The sequence below is a fragment of the Vreelandella halophila genome (assembly GCF_009856365.1).
GTDB lineage: Bacteria > Pseudomonadota > Gammaproteobacteria > Pseudomonadales > Oleiphilaceae > Halospina > Halospina utahensis_B.
The window spans coordinates 54,386-74,671 of sequence record NZ_WMEX01000004.1 but is presented as its reverse complement, the minus strand read 5'-3'; the positions used below and the strand labels follow the sequence as shown (position 1 = coordinate 74,671).

Annotated in this window: 14 protein-coding genes; 6 read left to right on the top strand and 8 right to left on the bottom strand. The window is 62.7% G+C overall.

Going from position 1 to position 20,286, the window contains the following annotated elements:
• Window positions 1-40: 40 nt before the first annotated feature.
• The 5 genes from GLW01_RS07995 (at window position 41) to GLW01_RS07975 (ending at window position 4,474) form a co-directional block, all read left to right on the top strand.
• Window positions 41-652, top strand: coding sequence for a Tll0287-like domain-containing protein (locus GLW01_RS07995; protein WP_160898733.1), 612 nt, complete (start codon window positions 41-43; stop codon window positions 650-652).
• Between the two features lie 126 nt (window positions 653-778).
• Entirely contained in the window at window positions 779-1,156 is a 378-nt protein-coding gene (pyp, locus tag GLW01_RS07990) for a photoactive yellow protein (protein ID WP_151439548.1), read from the top strand.
• Window positions 1,156-2,331 (top strand): AMP-binding enzyme, encoded by a 1,176-nt coding sequence (locus GLW01_RS07985; protein WP_160898732.1) that lies wholly within the window; start codon window positions 1,156-1,158, stop codon window positions 2,329-2,331. The genes pyp and GLW01_RS07985 overlap by 1 nt, the downstream gene beginning before the upstream one ends.
• Window positions 2,321-3,895 carry an HAL/PAL/TAL family ammonia-lyase gene (locus tag GLW01_RS07980; protein WP_340162444.1) on the top strand — a complete coding sequence of 525 codons (1,575 nt, stop codon included), beginning with the start codon at window positions 2,321-2,323 and terminating at the stop codon, window positions 3,893-3,895. The genes GLW01_RS07985 and GLW01_RS07980 overlap by 11 nt, the downstream gene beginning before the upstream one ends.
• 105 nt (window positions 3,896-4,000) lie before the next feature.
• Window positions 4,001-4,474 carry a Dps family protein gene (locus tag GLW01_RS07975; RefSeq protein ID WP_151439550.1) on the top strand — a complete coding sequence of 158 codons (474 nt, stop codon included), beginning with the start codon at window positions 4,001-4,003 and terminating at the stop codon, window positions 4,472-4,474.
• 180 nt (window positions 4,475-4,654) lie between these two features.
• Here GLW01_RS07975 and GLW01_RS07970 read toward each other — a convergent pair whose 3' ends face one another.
• From GLW01_RS07970 to recC, 5 genes are all read right to left on the bottom strand, one after another.
• Window positions 4,655-6,007, bottom strand: a complete 1,353-nt coding sequence (locus GLW01_RS07970) for a TrpB-like pyridoxal phosphate-dependent enzyme (RefSeq protein WP_151439551.1) — start codon at window positions 6,005-6,007, stop codon at window positions 4,655-4,657.
• An 81-nt stretch (window positions 6,008-6,088) separates the two neighbouring features.
• A complete protein-coding gene (gene lldD / locus GLW01_RS07965) occupies window positions 6,089-7,228 on the bottom strand; it encodes an FMN-dependent L-lactate dehydrogenase LldD (RefSeq protein ID WP_151439552.1) in 1,140 nt (379 codons plus the stop codon).
• Between the two features lie 22 nt (window positions 7,229-7,250).
• A complete protein-coding gene (recD, locus tag GLW01_RS07960) occupies window positions 7,251-9,077 on the bottom strand; it encodes an exodeoxyribonuclease V subunit alpha (protein WP_160898731.1) in 1,827 nt (608 codons plus the stop codon).
• Window positions 9,074-12,520 carry a UvrD-helicase domain-containing protein gene (locus GLW01_RS07955; protein ID WP_160898730.1) on the bottom strand — a complete coding sequence of 1,149 codons (3,447 nt, stop codon included), beginning with the start codon at window positions 12,518-12,520 and terminating at the stop codon, window positions 9,074-9,076. Before GLW01_RS07955 ends, recD begins: the two co-directional genes overlap by 4 nt.
• Complete coding sequence (gene recC, locus GLW01_RS07950) at window positions 12,520-15,759, bottom strand: exodeoxyribonuclease V subunit gamma (protein WP_160898729.1); 3,240 nt, start codon at window positions 15,757-15,759, stop codon at window positions 12,520-12,522. The genes GLW01_RS07955 and recC overlap by 1 nt, the downstream gene beginning before the upstream one ends.
• A 215-nt stretch (window positions 15,760-15,974) precedes the next feature.
• On the opposite strand from recC, the gene GLW01_RS07945 reads away from it, so the two are divergent.
• Window positions 15,975-17,276, top strand: a complete 1,302-nt coding sequence (locus GLW01_RS07945; RefSeq protein ID WP_160898728.1) for a sensor domain-containing diguanylate cyclase — start codon at window positions 15,975-15,977, stop codon at window positions 17,274-17,276.
• Here the strand turns inward: GLW01_RS07945 and pgsA are convergent.
• The 3 genes from pgsA to uvrY are packed head-to-tail and all read right to left on the bottom strand — an operon-like array spanning window position 17,237 to window position 20,270.
• Window positions 17,237-17,782: a CDP-diacylglycerol--glycerol-3-phosphate 3-phosphatidyltransferase gene (gene pgsA, locus GLW01_RS07940; RefSeq protein ID WP_160898727.1), complete on the bottom strand. Its 546-nt coding sequence runs from the start codon at window positions 17,780-17,782 to the stop codon at window positions 17,237-17,239. The genes GLW01_RS07945 and pgsA overlap by 40 nt on opposite strands.
• A 3-nt stretch (window positions 17,783-17,785) precedes the next feature.
• Entirely contained in the window at window positions 17,786-19,630 is a 1,845-nt protein-coding gene (gene uvrC, locus GLW01_RS07935; protein ID WP_202405628.1) for an excinuclease ABC subunit UvrC, read from the bottom strand.
• Window positions 19,620-20,270 carry a UvrY/SirA/GacA family response regulator transcription factor gene (uvrY, locus tag GLW01_RS07930; RefSeq protein ID WP_151439559.1) on the bottom strand — a complete coding sequence of 217 codons (651 nt, stop codon included), beginning with the start codon at window positions 20,268-20,270 and terminating at the stop codon, window positions 19,620-19,622. Before uvrY ends, uvrC begins: the two co-directional genes overlap by 11 nt.
• Between the last annotated feature and the right edge of the window lie 16 nt (window positions 20,271-20,286).

Sequence of the window (20,286 nt, the reverse complement as noted above, 5' to 3'; positions counted from 1 at the left end):
TGTGAGAATATTCTAATGCACACTGAAACCAGGCCATCCAATGACTCACTGTATCCGCATACTCGCATTCCTGCTGCTGCTCCCCGCAGTTGCCATCCCATCCGAGCCGGTTCAGGTTCACGAGCGAGATCAACGCATAGAGGGCGCCCGGTCAGTCGTCAATCAGCTGGCAACCGAACTTGCTTCTGAGCTCAGGTCCGCGATGAAGGAAGAAGGTCCAGAGGCGGCAATCCGGGTGTGCAGAGATCGCGCACCGGCCATTAAATCCCGGCTTTCCCGCAAAACCGGCTGGCGGATAACCCGGGTCGGGACCCGGGTACGGAATCCGCTTCTGGGTATGCCAGATGCCCATGAGTCGCGGGTACTCACCCGGTTCCAGGAGCAACTGGATCAGGGAGCGACAATGAAAAACCTTGAACATAGTAGTATTCAGAAAGTGGCCGACTCCCGCTATCTGCGCTACATGAAACCGATCGGCGTCAAACCCCAGTGCATGGGCTGTCATGGACCGGAAGAGAACCAGTCCGAAGCCATCAGGGCCGCGCTTGAAAAACAGTATCCGGCTGACCAGGCGACAGGCTACGAGCCTGGTGATCTGAGAGGAGCGTTTTCCGTCATTCAGGATCTTGACAGACCCTACGAGGAGCCCTGAGTCGGTACCGGCGCCCGGAGTAACCGTGACCGGGCGCCGCGCTACATTCCGTTACAAACTCCAGTGTCCGCTGCCTGATCGATGTGCGTAGTTAACAGTGCACACTTCAATAATTCAGGAGCAGTAATGGAACGCGTTAACTTTGGTTCGGAAGATATCGGCAACAAGCTTGCTGAGATGAGTGATCGTGACATCGACCAGCTGGCCTTTGGCGCCATCAACCTTGATGCCAATGGCAAAATTCTCAGCTATAACAAAGCAGAAGGCGAGATCACCGGACGTAAGCCGGAAGAGGTGATCGGCAAGAACTTCTTCACGGAAGTCGCTCCCTGCACCAAGACGGACGACTTTTTCGGGAAATTTCAGGAAGGCGTGAAGAGCGGCAACCTGAGCACCATGTTCGAGTACACCTTTGACTATCAGATGAAGCCGACGAAGGTGAAGGTGCACATGAAAAAGTCCCTCGATGGGAATAGCTACTGGGTTTTCGTCAAGCGCGTCTGATGCAGCTCGGAACCCACCCCACCCTGGCGGTACTGAGCCACCTGATCGGCAGCGAACTGGCCAGCCAGCGAGGCGCCAGCAGTGCCGATCTGGTGAGCAAAGCCACCGCCGGGAACTCTCTCAGAGACGGCCCACTGGCGGTTGACTCAATAGAACAACTGGCGCTGGCTCGAGTGGTCAACGAGTTTTTTGACCTGGAAGCCAGTGGCCTTGATGAATGGCTGCTGCGAAAAGACGCCGTTGAGGATTGGGTGGCTCTGATCCGGGAAGGCCTCGCTGATGGCACTACCCATATTGGATTCCGCTCCGGGGGCACGACGGGAGAGCCAAGGCTTAATCGTCTGCCGCTAGCCCATCTTGAAAGCGAGGTCTCACTGCTTGCCAGCGCGTTTTCAGACCGGTGCCGTATAGTCGGGGTCGCTCCCCCGCATCATATCTATGGCTTCATCTGGGGACCACTGCTCGCTGACGTGCTGCAGGTGCCCTATTGCCATGGTGACACGGCACAGCAATTTGCACTGGACCCGGAGCCCGGCGATCTTGTCGTGGCATACCCGGAGTGGTGGCGTTATCGCAGTGGTCGCCATACTGAGTTCAACACTGACGTTGCTGGAGTAACCTCTACCGCGCCCTGCCCGCCGGAGGTGATCCGAGCGCTCCAAAATCAGAAGCTTGATTCCATGACCGAAGTGTATGGCTCATCCGAGACAGGAGGTATTGGGTGGCGATCAGACCCGGATTCGCCCTTCACCCTCCTGGAACACTGGGAACGCGCCGCTGACGGCAATACCCGCAGCCTGTTTCTCCGGCCCCTGGCAGCCACGGTTGCCGCTCCTGACGAACTCCACTGGTACGACCAGCGGACGCTGGTACCCACGGGAAGACAGGACGGAGCGGTACAGGTTGCCGGGACCAATGTTGACCCCGCCTCCATCGGACGAATGCTCGCAGATCACCCCGGTGTTGTGGAGTGCTCAATCCGGCCCTTCGACACAGGTAGCGGGATCCGGCTCAAGGCGTTCGTGGTGCCGGTGGAAGGTGCTGACCGGGAGACACTTGAAGAGACCCTGCGCCAATGGGTGAATGCCAACCTCGCAACACCGGAGCGGCCAGTGCGGTTTGATTTCGGAACAGCGCTACCGCGCAATGAAATGGGGAAACTGAGTGACTGGTGACGGAATTCATTGGCCGGGGCATGGCACAACCACCGAGGACGTGGAGCGCATCGCGCTTGGGGAAGCGCTGTCTCTCGGTGAAAACGCCTGGCACCGGATCGGCAAGAGCCACGAACGGCTCAGCCGTTACCTGGAAGAACAGCGCCTCATCTATGGTGTAACCACAGGCTACGGGCCCCTGGCGGATACCCTTGTAGGCGGTGACTACAGCGAGGCCCTTCAACGGAATCTTATTGCCCACCTCAGTGCTGGCGTGGGAGAGCCCCTCTCTCAGGAGCAGACGCGTGCCACCATGGCGGCGCGCATCAGTGCCCTCGGCCTGGGCGCCTCCGGCATTTCTCCATCCGCCCTCAATCAGCTTCTGCGCTGCCTTAACGCAGGCGCGCTTCCGGTCGTTCCCGCCATGGGTACTGTTGGCGCAAGCGGTGATCTGACCCCATTGGCCCACATCGCCGGAGCTCTCATGGGCAAAGGGTGGATCCGGCACGCTAACGGCGGGGCTGAACCTGCGGCGGAAGTTCTTGAACGCCTGGGACTGAAACCGCTGGAACCCGCCGGTAAAGATGCCATTGCCCTGGTCAATGGCACCTCCGCCATGACGGGTATTGCCGCACTCAATGACCGTCTGGCGGAACGAGCCCTGCGCTGGAGCACCCTGATCACCGTGGCTCACGCCCAGGCTCTGCGTGGACGCCGTGAGGCCTGGCACAGTGCCTTTGGCGAACTGCGGCCACATCCGGGCCAAAAGAAGTTGCATCGTTGGCTGGCCATTCTGGATGATGCCCCACCTGATGCAATGACCGATGAGGGCCAGGTCTCAACAGACGCCCTGCACCAGCTCAGTGCGCCCATTCAGGATCCCTACAGTCTCCGTTGTGCGCCCCAGCTTCTTGGGGCTGTTGCGGACCAGATTGATTGGCATACGCAGACCGTGACCACGGAACTCAATAGTGTGACCGACAACCCTGTCCTCCCGGACACTTTCGATCAGGCACTTCATGGCGGCAACTTCTACGGCCAGCACGTAGCCCTGGCCTCGGATGCGTTGGCCAACGCCGTCATCACGCTGGCGGTCCACGCGGAGCGGCGCATTGCCCGCCTGGCCAACCCCCGTCTGAACCAGGACCTGCCCGCTTTCCTGACGGGCTCGGAAACGGGACTGAACAGCGGATTCATGGGAGCACAGGTTACGGCAAGCGCCCTGCTAGCGGAGATGCGCACCCAGGCGGCACCCGCTTCGATCCAGTCCATCCCGACCAACGGCGACAACCAGGATGTGGTGACCATGGGAACCATCGGGGCGCGCAGAACGCATCACCTGCTGGCCCTGCTCTACCGGCTTCTGGCGATCGATGCCCTGATGGCGGTCCAGGCCCTTGAGCTGCGTGCGGAGCCTGATCTGCGTTCCCAGGCAACAGCGCAGATGATGGTATGGGTCCGTGCCCATTCCCCCTTGCTCACCTCCGACCGGGCGCTGTCTGAAGACATTGAAAAAACAGCCGACGCCATGCGGTGCCCATGGACGCTACCGGCCCACCTGGCGTTGAGCAATCAGGTGGATTGAAAACGCCTATCCATTTAATGCTTCCTGGTGGTTGAACACGAGATGCCCAGACACCATTATTCCAATGAGGCGTAATATTATGAACAAGAAAACCAAGGAGCACCCATGTCGACCAACCGCATAGGCATTGAAGAAAGCAAGGCTCAGGGCCTGGCTGACCAGCTGAACGAACTGCTGGCCCACTACCAGATCTTCTACATGAACGTCCGCGGCTATCACTGGAACATCAAAGGCGATAAATTCTTCGAACTGCACACCAAGTTCGAGGAACTCTACACGGATTTGCTCCTCAAGGTGGATGAGATCGCTGAGCGCATCCTGACTCTCGGCTACCGCCCGATTCACGCCTACTCGGAGTACATGAACCTGTCCCGGATTCCAGAACGGACGAACGTAACCGACGGGCACCAGTGCGTGAAGGAGATCCTCGACGGGCTTTCTGTGCTCATCAAGCTGGAACGGGACATCCTGGAAGCCTCCGGAGAGGCCAGCGATGAGGGTACCAACTCACTGATGAGTGACTACATCACTGAACAGGAGAAAACCGCCTGGATGTACAGCAGCTTCCTGGGGGAATAGCCACGCTGCCACCGAATCGCACATCCCATGAACAGGGAGATTGTTCCTTGTTCTGGTAGCCCTGTTATTTCCAGGCCCTCAGACACTCTGAGGGCTGGTTGCGCTCATCGCCCCGTCGCCCCATTGGCATCAAAACCTGCGGACCGAGCAACAACCGCTGAGCTGCCCTGGAACTGCCGTTCAGACGGACGGCAGACCCGAAAGGGCCATGGCGAGTTCCCCATCGCTGTACTCATGGTCGCTGAGCTCGCCTGCGAAATAGGACGTGTAAGCCGCCATATCAAAGTGCCCGTGGCCGCACAGGTTGAACAGGATGGTCTCGGCTCTGCCCTCTTCCCGACAGCGGATAGCCTCGTCGATGGCACCCCGCACCGCGTGGTTCGCTTCCGGCGCCGGCACAATCCCCTCATTACGCGCGAACAGAATCCCTGCCTCGAAACAGGCCTTCTGGGGATAGGCAACCGCCTCGAACAGGCCCAGCTGTTTAGCGTGCGAAACCAGCGGCGCCATGCCGTGATAGCGCAGCCCGCCGGCGTGGAAACCGGGCGGCGTAAAGCCTGACCCCAGGGTGTGCATGCGCGTCAGCGGGGTCATCTTCGCCGTATCACCATAATCATAGGCGTACTGGCCACGGGTCAGTGTCGGGCATGATGAGGGTTCCACGGCAACCACACGCGGGCTTTCACCACCACGCAGTGACTGGCCGATGAACGGGAAGGCAAAACCGGCAAAGTTGGAGCCGCCACCGGTGCAGCCCACAATCACATCGGGCGAATCCCCGGCCATGGCCATCTGCTCCATGGTTTCCTGGCCGATCACCGTCTGGTGCAGCAGGACATGGTTCAGCACCGAGCCCAGCGCGTACTTGGTGCCTGGATCCTGGGCTGCCAGCTCCACCGCCTCGGAGATGGCGATACCTAGGCTACCGGTATGGTCCGGATTGTCCGCGAGTACGCTGCGGCCGAACTCAGTCTCATTCGACGGAGAGGCAATACAGCGCGCCCCGTAGGTTTCCATGACTGCCCGCCGATAGGGTTTCTGATCGTAGGAAACCCGCACCTGGAAGACCTGCACGTCCATATCCATGAGCGCACCGGCGTAGGCCAGCGAGGTGCCCCACTGCCCCGCCCCGGTCTCCGTGGTGAGACGGCGGATACCCGCCTCGCGGTTGAAAAAGGCCTGGGGTATGGCGCTGTTGGGCTTGTGGCTGCCGGCAGGGCTCACGCCCTCGTACTTGTAGTAGATCTTCGCCGGGGTTCCCAGCGCCTTTTCCAGAGCATGGGCACGATACAGGGGCGCGGGCCGCCATTGACGGTAAACGTCCCTGACCGGCTCAGGGATCGGCACCTCCCGCTCTGTGGTTACCTCCTGCTCAATCAGCGACGCAGGAAACAGCGGCTCCAGATCCGCTGGCGTCACCGGCTCATGGGTTGCCGGATTGAGCACGGGCGGCAACGGCTCCGGCAGATCCGCCTGGAGGTTGTACCAATGGGTGGGAATGCGGCTTTCGTCGAGCAGGAACTTGGTGGTCATTGCAGGTCCCGAGTCAATGGAAAAACGGCGCTATGATACCCCGTCTGGTTTGCGGGCGTCATGGGCTTAAGCCGCAATTGATCAGGGTGACGACACCAGACTGTCCCGGGAAATATCCCCGATGGACCTGGCACCGGTCAGCGTCATCGCCACACGCATCTCACTCTCTATGAGCCCCAGAAGGTGGGCAACGCCCTGCTCTCCCGCCGCCGCCAGCGCATAGATATAGGCTCGGCCGAGCAGAACACCGTCAGCCCCCTGGGCAAGCATGCGCACCACATCCAGTCCGGATCGGATACCGGAATCCGCCAGCAGCGTGAGCTCATCCCCGACCGCATCCGCGATCATCGGCATGGCGCGGGCGCTGGACAGGGCACCGTCGAGCTGGCGGCCGCCATGGTTGGAGACGACAATGCCGTCGGCGCCGAACCGCACCGCATCCCGGGCGTCCTCGGGATCCAGGATGCCCTTGATCACCATGGAGCCCTTCCAGAACTCGCGGATCCACTCAAGATCCTTCCAGCCGATGGACGGATCAAAGTTCCTGCCGAGCCAGCCCACATAGTCCTCGAGGCTGATCGTCTCACCGAGATAGGCGGAGACATTGCCCAGATCATGGGGGCGCCCACGAACCCCCACATGCCAGGCCCAGGCGGGATGGGTGGCGGCCTGCAGCATACGGCGGGCCCCTGAGTACGGGCCGGACATGCCGGAATGGGCATCGCGGTAACGGGCGCCGGGCACAGGCATGTCCACGGTGAACACCAGGGTCCGCACACCGGCCTCCCAGGCCCGTTCCAGCACGTTCTTCATGAAGCCGCGGTCCCGGAGCACGTAAAGCTGGAACCAGAGTGCCCGATCCGAGGCCTGCTGCACCTCCTCGATCGGGCACACCGACACGGTGGACAGCGTAAAGGGAACCCCCTTTGCGGCCGAGGCCCGGGCGGCCTGGGCCTCGCCGCGCCGGGCATACATGCCCGTCAGCCCCACTGGCGCCAGAGCCACTGGCAGACTCAGATCCTCACCAAAAAGACGGGTTGAGAGGTCGACGTCACCGACTTCCTGCAGCACCCGCTGGCGCAGTGACAGCTCACGCAGGTCCTGGGTATTGCGCTGCAGGGTGTATTCGTCGTAGCTGGCGCCATCGATGTAGTGGAACAGGAAGGGCGGCAGCCGCCGGCGTGCCGCCTCACGGTAATCCTGGGTCGAGGAAATGATCATGGGAATACAGTCCTTGTCATGCTTACCGGTGTTCGGACGGGTCACCCCTGAGCCGCACGCCGAGGCCGGAATGGCGCTCCACGGCCTGGCTGATGCCGGCACGCCAGACGGCCTCACCCCCGATGACCATCAATCGGGAACGGGCCCGGGTAATCCCAGTGTAGATCAGCTCCCGGCTGAGAATCGCGGACGGCCGCTCCGGCAGCACCAGGGCCACGGAATCAAACTCCGACCCCTGTGTCTTGTGGATGGTCATGGCGTAGACCGTTTCATGGTCGGGCAGTCGCCCCGGCGCCATGGGAATAAACCCCTCCTCAGCCGGGAACCAGGCCAGCAGCGGGGGCGCCTCGCCTTCCCGCTCCGCCTTGTCCGGCCAGATCAGGCCGATATCGCCATTGTAGAGGCCAAGCCCGTAATGGTTGCGCGTGATCATGATGGGCTGGCCGCGGAAGAAACGTTGCCGCTCCGGGTTGAGCGCAGCGGTAATACGCTCATTGATTGACTGGACACCATTGGGACCAACGCGGGCGGGACAGAGGATCCGGAAGGCCTGCAGCCGCGCGAAGGCCTCCTTCAGGTCGGTCGCTTCCGTGATGGGCCGGTAGTTCTGCTCCGTCCAGGCAGCAAGCTGTTCGGACAGCTCACCGCCGCCCTGCCAGACCACGTCCTCGTGAGCGCCCCGGAGAACATTGAGAGTACCCTCCTCATGGCCGCTGATGGCAGCAGCGGCAAGCTGGCCGATACCACTGCTGCCACCGAACCGCCGGCTCTCCCTCAGGAAACTCAGGTAGTCCACACCACCCGAACCGTCGTCGGCGGCGTCAAGCTCAATGCCGAGGGCAGCGAGCTGTTGGCAGCGTTCGGGGCTGTAGGCCTTTACATCCCGGGGTGCCAGGTCCGCCAGCACCGACCCCGCGGCAACCGAGGGCAGCTGGTCGGCGTCGCCCAGCAGGATCACCCGGCACTCCGGGGGCAGTGCACGGAACAACCGCGCCATCAGCGGCAGGTCCACCATGGAGATCTCATCCACCACCAGTATGTCCACATTGAGCGGGTTATCGTCATTATGGCGGAATCGGTGGCTGTTCGGGATCACGCCCAGCAACCGGTGCAGCGTGGTGGCCTCCTGGGGGATGGCCTCCATAACCCGGGGTTCCAAATCCGACGCCAGTCCGGAGCGTGCCTTCACCACGGACTCGGCCAGGCGCTGGGCCGCCTTGCCGGTGGGCGCCGCAAGGTGCACCCGGGGCATTTCCCCACCGGACGCGGACATCTCGATCAGAAGTGCCAGAAGCCGGGTGACCGTATGCGTTTTTCCGGTGCCGGGCCCACCGGCAATCACACTGAAACGCTGGAACAGTGCGTTAGCCGCGGCCACCTTCTGCCAGTCAGGCGCGGCTTGCCCTGCCTCACCGGGGAAGAGCCGCTCAAGGGTCGCCCGGGCGCTGGGCGTATCCGCACTGCCAGTGACCGCCAGTCGTTCGCGGATGGACGCTGCCACTTCGGTCTCGAAACGCCAGTAACGACGCAGGTAGAAACGATCCCGCTCAAACACCACGGGGGCATCATCATCCGGGCTGATCGCCAATGCCGAGAGGCCCTGACGCCACTCTGCCAGCTCCGGGAACCGGATGCCCGGGAAGGTGTCACTCTGCCAGCGGGTCTGACCCGCCCAGTACGGCAGGTGCAGGCAGGTATGGCCCTCCTGCAGTGCCTCGCTGACGGCCATCAGGGTATGTCGGAACCAGTCCTCCCGGCAGCCAATCCACTCGCACAGCGCATCCGCCAGCGCCTGGTCGATGGCTTCCGGGGCCTCGCCTTCCCGCACCGGGTTGAGAACCGCGCTCATACCGCCTCCTCCCGGCCCTCAAAAAGGGCATCCAGGGCGAGCAGTGCGCTCAGATCCGGCTCCCGTGCGTGGACACCGGTATCACGGCCCGGCGCCATTCCACGCAGGTAAAGGTAGTGCACGCCCCCGAGATGCTGCCCAGGATCGTAGTCCGGGATGCGGATCCGCAGGAAACGGTGGAGTGCCAGCATATAGAGCAGGTACTGGAGGTCGTAGAAGCTCTCGCGCATATTGGCGGTCAGTGCCTCCGGGTTGTAATGGCCAAAGCCGTTGCCCAGGTGATTGGACTTGTAGTCCACGATGTAATAGCGCCCCTGCCACTCGTAGACCAGGTCGATAAAGCCCTGGAGCATGCCGTTGAGGCTGGCCGGTGGTGGCAGCGTGACCGCAGCATCAACGCCTCTGTGGCGTGCCAGGATGCGGCCCAGGGGTGGGTGCTGATCCGCGTTCATGGGAAAGTAGAATTCGCTTTCCCGCAGGGTCTTCTCCGGCGCCAACGCTCCCAGGGTTGCACCGCTGGGCAGCTTTACGGCCAGCAGCTCCCGCAGCCAGGCTTTGATCGGCTCACGTGTGGTTTCAGCAGGGGCCATCAGGCCCGGGTAGCGCCTTTCGGCCTGGTCCAGAACCCCATCCAGGTCCGGGTTACTGAAATCCAGCCACTCCAGCACGTCGTGCAGAAGGTTGCCAGCTTCGGCACCTTTCTGGAGGCAAAAGCGGATGTTGTCCGCTTCCGCATGGGGCTGGGTCTCTTCCTGTTCGTCCTGATCGCGGTCCCGGGCGCTGGTGCCGCCGTGGCGGGCATTGCGCGTGAGCGCGGAGAAGGAGGAAAGCCACCAGTCCCTTTCAATACGTCCATGGAACTCAGCCGCGGCCAGCCCGTCATGGGAAGCCGGCGCCGGAGCACTGCTCACCGGCTCATCGGTGCTGGTGATTGTCAGTACGCCACAGGCTCCTTCGCCATACTGTTGCCGTACTGCACCTTCCAGCGCCTCAAAACTGCTGACCCCAAGGCAGCGCGCCAGCGACGAAGACGCCAGCTGATCAAATGCCGCGGCCAGCATGTAGACCCGCCGTTCGCCCCGCGTGGCGGCCACGTAAAGGAGACGGATGCTCTCCGCTGCTTCCTCCTCCGCTGCAAGATCAAGCTGTTCGTCCGATGGGTTCAGCGCCAGGTGCGTGCTGTGGTCACGGGGATCGTGGTAACGCACCAGCATATCCCGACCGCGGCCGCCCTGTTTGCCATAGCTGACGAACGGCAGGAACACGATGGGATACTCCAGCCCCTTGGCTCCGTGCATGGTCACCACCCGCACCAGGTGGCCGTCGCTTTCCAGCCGGAGTTCGGTGTTCTGGACGGTGCTGTCCGTGCGCGCCTGCTCAAACCAGTGCAGCAGCGCCTCGGGCTGGCGGTGCTGCTGGCTGGCCTCCTGCAGCAGCTCCATCAGGTGCATGAGGTTGGTGAGGCTGCGCTCATGCCGATGCGGTTCCGGCCGTGCCCGCCACTGAACAAGCTGCAGCGCCATGCTCATGAAACCCTTGCGGTGCCAGCGCTCGCGCAGGGCCGTAACGTCGTCCAGAAGCCGGGCCCAGTCCCGTTCGCTGTTGCGCAGATCAAACAGCTCCCGGGTGCTGTAACCGAACAGCATGGTCGCCAGCGCCGCCATCAGCTGGCGGTCATCCTCGAGGTTCAGGATGCCCCGCAGGGCCCGAAGCAGATCGAGGGATTCCGGGCTTTCCAGCACATTGTCCCGGGCACTCAGGTAGACCGAATCCAGCCCCCGGGCGGTCAGCGCTTCCTGCATGAGGGCGGCTTCCGTGCGGTCCCGGACCAGGACAGCGATATCCCCGGGGGCCACGGTTTCACCATCAACCTCTGCGTCAGACAACAGCCTCAGGATTTCACGGGCCGTCCATTGCGCCAGGGGTTGACGCCCCTCCTTGGTATAGCCGGTGCCCTTGCTGCTGAGCCCTTCCATGTCATCCGCAACCGGCAGCAGCCCCCACTGGAAAGCCGCCCGTCCCGCCGGTCCGTGAACCGGCTCCCGGTCGGGCCTGCCGGCACTGACTGGCGGGTACTGGATGCCATAACCGAAGATCCGGTCATGGGGGATGGCATCGCGTGGATCCCCGGGGACGGCCCCGCCATGGAAGAGCCGGTTATAGCCCCGGATCACTTCCGGCGCCGAGCGGTAATTGGCGCCCATGACCCACTGGTGATCCGCGTCATTGCGGGCGGTGAGATAGGCAAAGACATCCCCGCCACGGAAACCGTAGATGGCCTGTTTGGGGTCGCCGATCATGCACAGCATCCGGCCCTGTTCCCTGGCCTCACCGTAGATCCCCTGGAGGATGGCGTACTGGTCCGGGTCCGTATCCTGGAATTCATCCACCAGTGCCACCGGGAACTGTTCTCCCAGGCTCCGGGCCAGGGCCGGTCCGCGCTCCTCCGAGGCCAGCTGTTCACTCAGGCGGCGGATCAGATCACTGAAATCCAGCTGGTCCAGCCGATCCTTACTGGCGGCCAGGTGCGCCCGCGCGAAGGTCACGCCCTTCCAGGCCCACCAGGCCTCACGCGCCCGCTGGAGGCCGGCCATGCCGCTGGCGAGCTCATACAGCGCGGGCATGCTCTGTTGTTTCTTCGCGCTGCTGAACGCCTCCTTCAGGAACCTGCCCTGGAAAACGTCCGGGATACTGCCATCCCAGTCACAACCGCTGAGGCGCTCAAGCTCCTCCTGAACGGCCTGCCAGTGGGCCTTGGTATCCGCCGTTTTCCGGGCGGCAACATTCAGCGCCGCGAAGGCCTCCCGTTCCTCCGGCCACTGGCGGCGGAATCCCTGCCAGGCTGTCGCCAGATCCGGCACCTCCGGTTCCGGAAGCGTCTCGGTGCCCTTGATGGTGGCTTCCCAGACCTTTGCGAAGGCGTCGGGCGTGGGCTGATAGGCGTAAAGCTGCTGGAAATACGGCCCCTGTGCCTCCTGGCGGTACCAGTCCTCCAGCGCTTCACGCACCAGTGCGCTGCTGTCCACTTCCATGGCCGCCTCAAAGCTTATGCCACTGGTAAAGGCTTCCTGCGTCAGGGCTCGCCGACAGAAACTGTGAATGGTGTAGATGGCCGCCTCGTCCATGTGCAGGGCAGCGTTGCGCAGGCGGGCCTTCACCCGGTCTGTGTCCGGGAAACGTGCCCGCAGCGCCACATAGAAGGGCTCCTCCAGCTCCTCCCAGTAATCATGGGCACGCTGGATTTCGCCCGCCAGACGTCCCTTCAGCTCGGCGGTGGCGGCACGTGTGAAAGTCATCACCAGCAGCTGCTGCACCTCCAGTTCGCGCTCCAGCAGCAGGCGCAGATAGAGGCGTGTGATGTTGTAGGTCTTGCCAGTGCCCGCACTGGCCTCGATCAGGTGTATGCCTTCCAGCGGCAGATGGGTAACGTCCAGCTCCTGCATCACACCGCCTCCGTGGTGTCGGTGATCGTCACGGCGGCCATCAACGGACCGTACCGGCGGTCGATAGCAGCCAGAAGGGATTCTGTATCAGTGTCTTCATCAAAGAACCATCCGACATAGGCATCATCCTTGACCCCGGGGAAGCCGTTCCAGCTGTCGCCCAGCCAGGCCTTGCGCAGCGCCCGGAGCCGTTTCGTCCCATCCGCATCAGCGTCCATGGTGGCCAGCTCACGCATCAGGTCGGCGTGCAGGCGCGAGGGCTCACACAGGCTCTCCCGCCAGGCTTCCACCAGCGCCGTCAGCTGGGATTCCGCCTCCCCTCGCCCCATGGCTTCCAGCTGCATTACGCGGAGAGCGCCGTCCCTGCCCCGGTGAATACCGACCGAGGACCGCTCCGCCCCAAGGTTGGCCATCAGGTGATGGCACCAGAGCCGCAGCAGATCCTTGCCTTTCGGATTCGCCATGCGCCACAGAACCAGACGGCCATCCGCTGCCATTGTCAGCTCTGCGGCCAACGTCAGGCCATCAATGCTGTATTCCACTGCGGCGGTCTGGACGTCTGCGGCTCCTGAATCCATCAGAGCCTGCGCGAAACCACTGGCCTGTTCCCGCCAGTCCGCCAGTTCCGAGGCCATCGGCGCATGGTCCGGAAGCTCCCCGGAAAGACGTGCGCGTTCCAGCACCGGGGTGTCATCGACACCCTGAAGCTCGCAGTGGATCAGTGCCTCCTGGATCAGATAACGGCTGAGATGATTGGCCGCAAAGGGCTCCACATCCTCGAGTTCAGGCAGCTCGGATTCCTCCAGATAGAGGCCAAGGCGTTGCCGGGCATGGTGACGGGCCGGGTTCTCCAGGGCCCGGACCAGCTGCTCCAGGGTCAGCTGGTCGGGTTCAGGATCAGGCGGCGGCAGGCGCTGTGCCTGCTCCCGCTCCTCCCCGGACTCGGTAAGGCGGAGCCACCCCGGGTCAAAGCTCGGCTCCGGGCCCTGGTAGTTGGCCGGGCTGAACGGCTGCAGCGGCAATGCCCTGATGGCGTCGCGGCGCCAGCCGGTAGCGCCTTCCAGATAGTTCATCAGTTCCGTGAGCACCAGGGATGGCTGACGCTCCGCATTCGTATTGAGATCCCGCCCCTGGTAGCTCAGATAGAGATGGTCCCTGGCCGAGAGTATGGCTTCCAGGAACAGGTAACGGTCATCTCCGCGGCGCGAGCGGTCCCCCGGGCGCGGGCGATCATTGGCCATCAGATCAAAACCCAGAGGTGGGCGCTGGCGCGGGAATTCGCCGTCGTTCAGTCCCAGGATCGCCACGACCCGGAATGGAATGGAGCGCATGGGCACCATGGAGCAGACAGTGATCTGCCCTGTCATGAACTGGCGACCGGTCCGGGCCGGGCTCTGCAGGTTCTGTTCAAGGGCATGGCGTATGACCGTGAGCGGCACCGGGTCCGTGAATGCCGCGTAGCTGGCGTACTGCCCAAGCTCCCGGATCACCTCCCGGAGCTGTTCATGGATCCATTCATGGCTTCGTTCGGTGCTGAACAGCGCCTGGCGTAGCCGCTCATGCAGGAACGTCTGCCAGTCACTGATTGTGCGCGCCCGGGCCATATCCCGCCGTAGCGCCTTGAGCGCCCTCAGGAAGGCGATCAGACGGCCGAGCACCACGGCATCCCCGCCTTCCACCTGGGGCAGCAAAAGGCGGTCCCGCAGCACCACTTCCTCATCACCCCAGGCAAACCCGATCAGCAGCCGTTCCAGCCCCTGATCCCAGCTATAGCGTTCCCCGGCGCCCTCCCCGAGCCACTGCTGCTTGTGTTCGGCATCCAGCCCCCAGTGGATCGCAGCAGCGTTGAGCCACTGGCTGAGCTGGGTTACCTGTTCAGTATCGAGCCCGAATCGCTGCTGTATGGCCGGCACCTGGAGCCAGCTGATAACACGGCTCACTTCAAAGCGCGCATCCGGCAGTGACAGCAGTTCAATGAATGCAGCCACTGCCGGGTCCGCATCCCCCGGATTGCGGTCGGCAATGGAACTGGGCAACGGCGGCACCCTTTCGGACAACGCCTCGCCGCGACCGGCGAACACCGCCTCCACGAAGGGCGCATACTGCTCCACATTGGGGCACATCACCACCACGTCCCGTGGCGCAAGTTCCGGATCGTTATTGAAACGGTGCAGGAGCCAGTCATGCAGCGCCTGGACCTCACGCAGCGCGCTGTGGGCACTGACAATACTGATGCTGCTGTCACAGTGGTCGCTGGGGGCTTCACGGCCATCCCGGAGATGCAGCACGTCACTCTGAAGTCGGGCCAGAAGGTCATCATTGTCCGGCTCAGTGAACAGCGGCATTTCCTCGTCCGCCACCTCGCTGAGCAGGCGCACGAACTGCTGCCCCTGGTGGCCGAGGCCGGTCAGGAGCGGATTGCCGATATCCAGAACCAGGCCGCTGTCATCGTCGTGCTCATCCAGCCAGCGTGCCCGCTGGCGGGCGGCCTGCCGATCGCTGATGGCATCCCCCCAGTACTCATCCGAGGGGTTAAGGTAAAGGATGTGGAAATCCACCCCCGCCTTCCGGGACATCTCACTGATGAATTCCAGCCACAGGGGCGCCAGGCTGTTAATGCCAAAGATGAACAGACGTTCTGGTAACGCTTCCGCTGGTTCGGTCACGTGCTCCCGGGCCTCATCCATGAGTCGTAGCGGGTGATCCGGAATCTCCGCGACCAGCGCCTGCCAGAGCCGGGCCTGCCAGTGATCCGCCTGCCCTGCGTCCCAATCCCGGATCCAATCCGGCCGGTACATCAGGTACTGCTCGTAAAGGTCCGCGAGTTCTCCGGCCAGCTGGAAGCGGCGCAAAGGCTGCTGGCGTGGGCTCTGCTGCTGCCAGTAGCGTGTCGGTTCGGTAAAGGCAGGGTCCCTGGTCACCGCCTCTGAAGCCAGCAGCGCATACAGTCGCCAGACCAGGATCTCACGCTGATAGGGCGATACCTCCGGCATGCGGTCGGAGCCCAGGATCCGGCGGATGAGGGTCCAGAAGTAGCGCACCGGCAGCGGGTATTCCAGGTTCATCGCCACCCGCCGGGTGGGTTCCGCAGCCAGTTCCATGTTGAGCCAGTGCGCCATGCCGGGATGCTGGACCATGATCACATCCGGCTGCAGCGGGTTGCTCACCGGCATCGCGAGGAGCCTGGCGAGCGGGCCAACAAGGTGTTCCAGCTGGTTGCCGGGGAAGGTGTGGATCATCCGGTTGCTCCTGGCGGCCGTCCATCAACGTCGGGTGCGATGGGCAGGATAGCCCATGCGCTGCCGCGACCATAGTCGCGGCGTCGTGCGACAGGCACTGTCGCTCTTCCCCATAACCAGTCACCAGGCAGTACCCGGTAAAGGATTTTTTGCATCATAGGAATCACTGAAGTAATTTATGCGATCAACCAGTATCCAATACGGGAAGCGGTGGCATGGAAACCGGAAAACCGCAGGCGACCACGGATACCCGCCAGCAACTGGATGACCTGAGGGCGGCGGTGGACAGCCTTGGCTCGTTCATTTTCATTAAGGACCTTCAGGGGCGCTATACTTATGTCAACGAGCGCGTCCGCAACCTGTTCGGCCTTCCGGAAGAAGCCATACTGGGGCGCGACGACAGCACCTTCTTCTCGCTGGATCAGTCCCGGGATCTGCGCGAGAACGACGAACAGGTCCTGCGCCAGGGGCGTGCGATTGAGACCCAGGAGCGCAACGTCATCGCCGCCACCGGTGAGGAACGCTGGTTCTGGACCGTGAAGCGGCCTCTTGTCAGCGCCGACGGCAGTATCCACGGCATGAGCGGCGCCTGCACCGATATAACCGAGAAGGTACAGCTGGAACGGGCGCTGCGGGAGAAACAGGCCCTTCTTGAAACCGTCCTCGACCATGCCCCCGCCTGTATCTACCTGAAGGATACCGACCGGCGCTACGTCTACCTGAATCACAGGACAGCGGCCCTCTACGGCCATGATCCCGATGCCATCGTCGGCGCACGGGACGAGGACTTACTTTCCCATGAGACAGCGGAAAACTGCCGGGGGCTGGACGACCGGGTGCTCGCCACGTACGCCCCGCAGCAGGGCGAGGAGACCTTTACAGCAGCGGATGGTCGCATACGGGTCTATGAGACCGAGAAAGTGCCTCTGCTCAGTGAGGACGGCACCTTCACCGGCTTTATTGGCTTCTCCCGGGACATGACCGAAACGCGCCAGCTCCAGCAGCGGCTTGAGCGCATGGCCCACGAAGACCAGCTTACCGGCCTCCCCAACCGGCGCCGGACAGAGCAGGTGCTGGAGGAGGAGCTCAACCGGGCCCACCGCAGCGGTCAGCCGCTGTCACTGCTCGCGCTGGACCTTGATCATTTCAAGTCCGTCAATGATCACTACGGGCATGAGATGGGTGACCAGGTTCTGGTTCAGCTGGGTGTCATCCTGAGCGAACGCCTGCGTTCAACCGACACCCTGGGCCGCTGGGGCGGTGAGGAATTCTTTGTGATCCTGCCGGATACCGATCTGGAGGGTGCACAACAGGTGGCGGAAACCCTGCGCCAGACCACCGAGACCAGCATCCATGCCGGTGATACCCCGGTAACAGTGAGCATCGGCGTTACCCAGTACGACCACAGCCAGACTCTCAGAGCCTTTATCCAGCATGCGGACGGGCTGTTGTACCGCGCCAAACACTCCGGCCGTAATCAGGTCGCGTTGATCTCCTCCCAGGCGGCTTTCAGGTAGACGCACATTGACCAGAGCGTGAGCGCTGCTGCTATCGCCAGCATCGCAAGCCCGGCCATGGCAACAGGCTCACCGGGCGGATAGGCCAGCAGCATCACAATGGCAACCATCTGAAAGCCCGTCTTGACCTTGCCGACGAGCGAGACGGCCACACTGGCGCGCTTGCCCATTTCCGCCATCCATTCGCGCAATGCCGAGATGACGATCTCACGGCCTATGATCACAATGCCCGGGATGGTCAGGAACAGGGAGCCGTAATCGTGGATCAGCACCGCCAGCGCCCCGGCCACCATGAGCTTGTCCGCCACCGGGTCCAGAAAGGCACCCAGCGGTGTTGACTGGTCCCAGCGCCGGGCCAGGAAACCATCCAGCCAGTCGGTTACCGCCGCCACCGCGAAAATGACGGCGCTCGCCATGTAGGCCCACTGGAACGGCATGAAGAAGACCAGCAGGAACAGCGGGATCATGGCGATCCGCGAAAAGGTGAGGATGTTGGGTAGATTCATGCGCTACTCGTTGTGCAGTGCTGAGTGAATGGATTCGGCCAGGGTCTCACTGATCCCCCGAACCTTGGCAATCTCACCAACGCTGGCCTTACGCAGCTCCTGCAGGCCACCGAAGTAGTTTATCAGGTCCCGGCGCCGGCGCGGCCCCACGCCAGGGATTCCCTCCAGGGTGGAGCTGCTGCGCTTCTTGTCACGTCGCTGCCGGTGGCCGGTGATCGCGAACCGGTGAGCCTCGTCCCGAATGTGCTGGATCAGGTGCAGCGCCGGCGAGTCCGGTGGTACCCGGAAACGGTTCTCGGTCAACGCCTCGATCAACTCTTCCATACCGGCGCGGCGCGCCTCGCCCTTGGCCACGCCGATCAGGGTAATGTCGTCAATTCCCAGTTCATCAAAGACCGTGCGCGCCACATTGAGCTGGCCGAGACCCCCGTCGATGAACACCAGGTCCGGGCGCTTGCCGTCGCCCGCCTTGATGCGGCGATAGCGGCGGCGCAGAACCTGCCCCATGGCCGCATAGTCATCCCCGGCCGTTTCGCCTTCAATATTATAGAGCCGGTAGTCACTCTTCAGGGGTCCATTCTCGTCAAAAACCACGCAGGATGCGACCGTGTTCTCGCCCTGGCTGTGGCTGATGTCGAAGCATTCCATGCGGGCCGGGATCTCGTCCATTTCCAGCAGCTCCCGCAGCGCCAGCAGCCGCCGGTAGACGGTCTCCTTGTTCGATAGATGGCTGCGCAGGGTCTCCTCGGCGTTGGTGCGGGCCATCTGCAGCCATCGCCGGCGCTCATCGCGCACCCGATGGCGCACACGGGTATCCCGGCCGGCCTGGTTGGACAGTGCCTGATCCAGCACTTCCCGGTCCGGAATCTCCTCCGCCACGATGATCTCGCGGGGAATCTCCCTTGGGTTGTCTTCCCCCAGATAGAACTGGCCAATGAAAGCGGTGATGAGCTCGCTCTCCTCCTGGTCCATGGACAGCCGGGGGAAGAAATGCTGGGTGCCAACGATCCGGCCACCGCGCACGGACAGCACCACCACACAGACCACGCCCGCCTCCTGGCTGAGGCCGATCACGTCCAGCTCCGCGCTGCCGCCCTCGATGGCCTGCTGCTCCTGCACGTGGCGCAGGTAATTGATCTGGTCCCGGAACTGGGCCGCCCTTTCAAAATCGAGGCTGGTCGACGCCTGCTCCATGGCGTCCATCAGCTCCTGGATGATCTCCGGGTTCTTACCCTGCAGGAAGAGCCGGGCACGGCGGACATCCTGCTGGTAGTCCTCTGGGGAAATCATGCCCACACAGGGCGCGGTACAGCGGTTGATCTGGTACTGCAGGCAGGGGCGTGTGCGGTTACGGAAGTAGCTTTCGCTGCAGTTGCGGATGCGGAACACCTTCTGGAGGATGTTCAGGCTCTCCCGGACCGCCCCGCCGGACGGAAAGGGACCGAAAAAGGTCCCTTTATCCCGCTTGCTCTTGCCACGCCGGAAGGTGAGCGACGGATAGTCGCTGTGATTCGAGAGGTAGATGTAGGGATAGGACTTGTCGTCGCGCAGCAGGATATTGTACGGCGGGCGCTGCGATTTGATGAGGTTCTGCTCCAGCAGCAGCGCCTCGGTTTCACTGGCGGTGACCGTGACCTGGATGTCAGCGATCCGGCTGACCAGTGACTGGGTCTTGATCGCCTGCCCCTGCTTGCGGAAGTAGCTGGCCAGGCGCTTGCGCAGGTTGGAGGCCTTGCCCACGTAGAGAATGTCGCCATTGGCGTCGTACATCTGGTAGACGCCGGGCTTCTCGGTTACCTGCTTGAGAAAAGCAGCGGAATCAAAAGCTTCAGCGGTTTCAGACTTCATCGGCATCCAGCAGGCCGTATTTCACCGCCTTCAGGGTCAGCTCCACGTCACTGTCGATACCGAGCTTCTCGAAGATCCGGTAGCGGTAGGTGTTCACAGTCTTGGGGCTCACACAGAGTTTGTCCGAGATGACCTGTACCTTCTGGCCCTGCACGATCATGGTGGCGATCTGGAGCTCACGCTCCGAGAGTTCGTCGAAGGCGCTGAACTCCTCCGAGCCCCCGTTGACCCGGCCCAGCGCCATCTTCTGGGCGATCTCCGGGCTGATGTAACGCTGACCGAGCGAGGCACGGCGCACCGCCTGCAGCATCTCCTGAAGATCCGCGCCCTTGGTGATATAGGCATGGGCGCCGCCCTGCATCACCCGCGTCGGGTAGGGATCGTCGGCACAGGCGGTCACGGCAATCACCCGCACGTCGTCATTGATCCGGTGAATCTGCCGCATGGCTTCCAGTCCACCAATGCCGGGCATCCGAAGGTCCATCAGAACCACGTCCGGTGGGTCCTGCCGGACCTGGTCCACGGCTGCTTCACCGGAGTCGGCCTCACCCATGATCTCGATTTCTTCATCGTCCGCCAGCATCCGTGTTATGCCGGTACGCACGAGCTCATGATCATCCACAACCAGAATCCGGATCACGCTGTTTCCTCCCGCT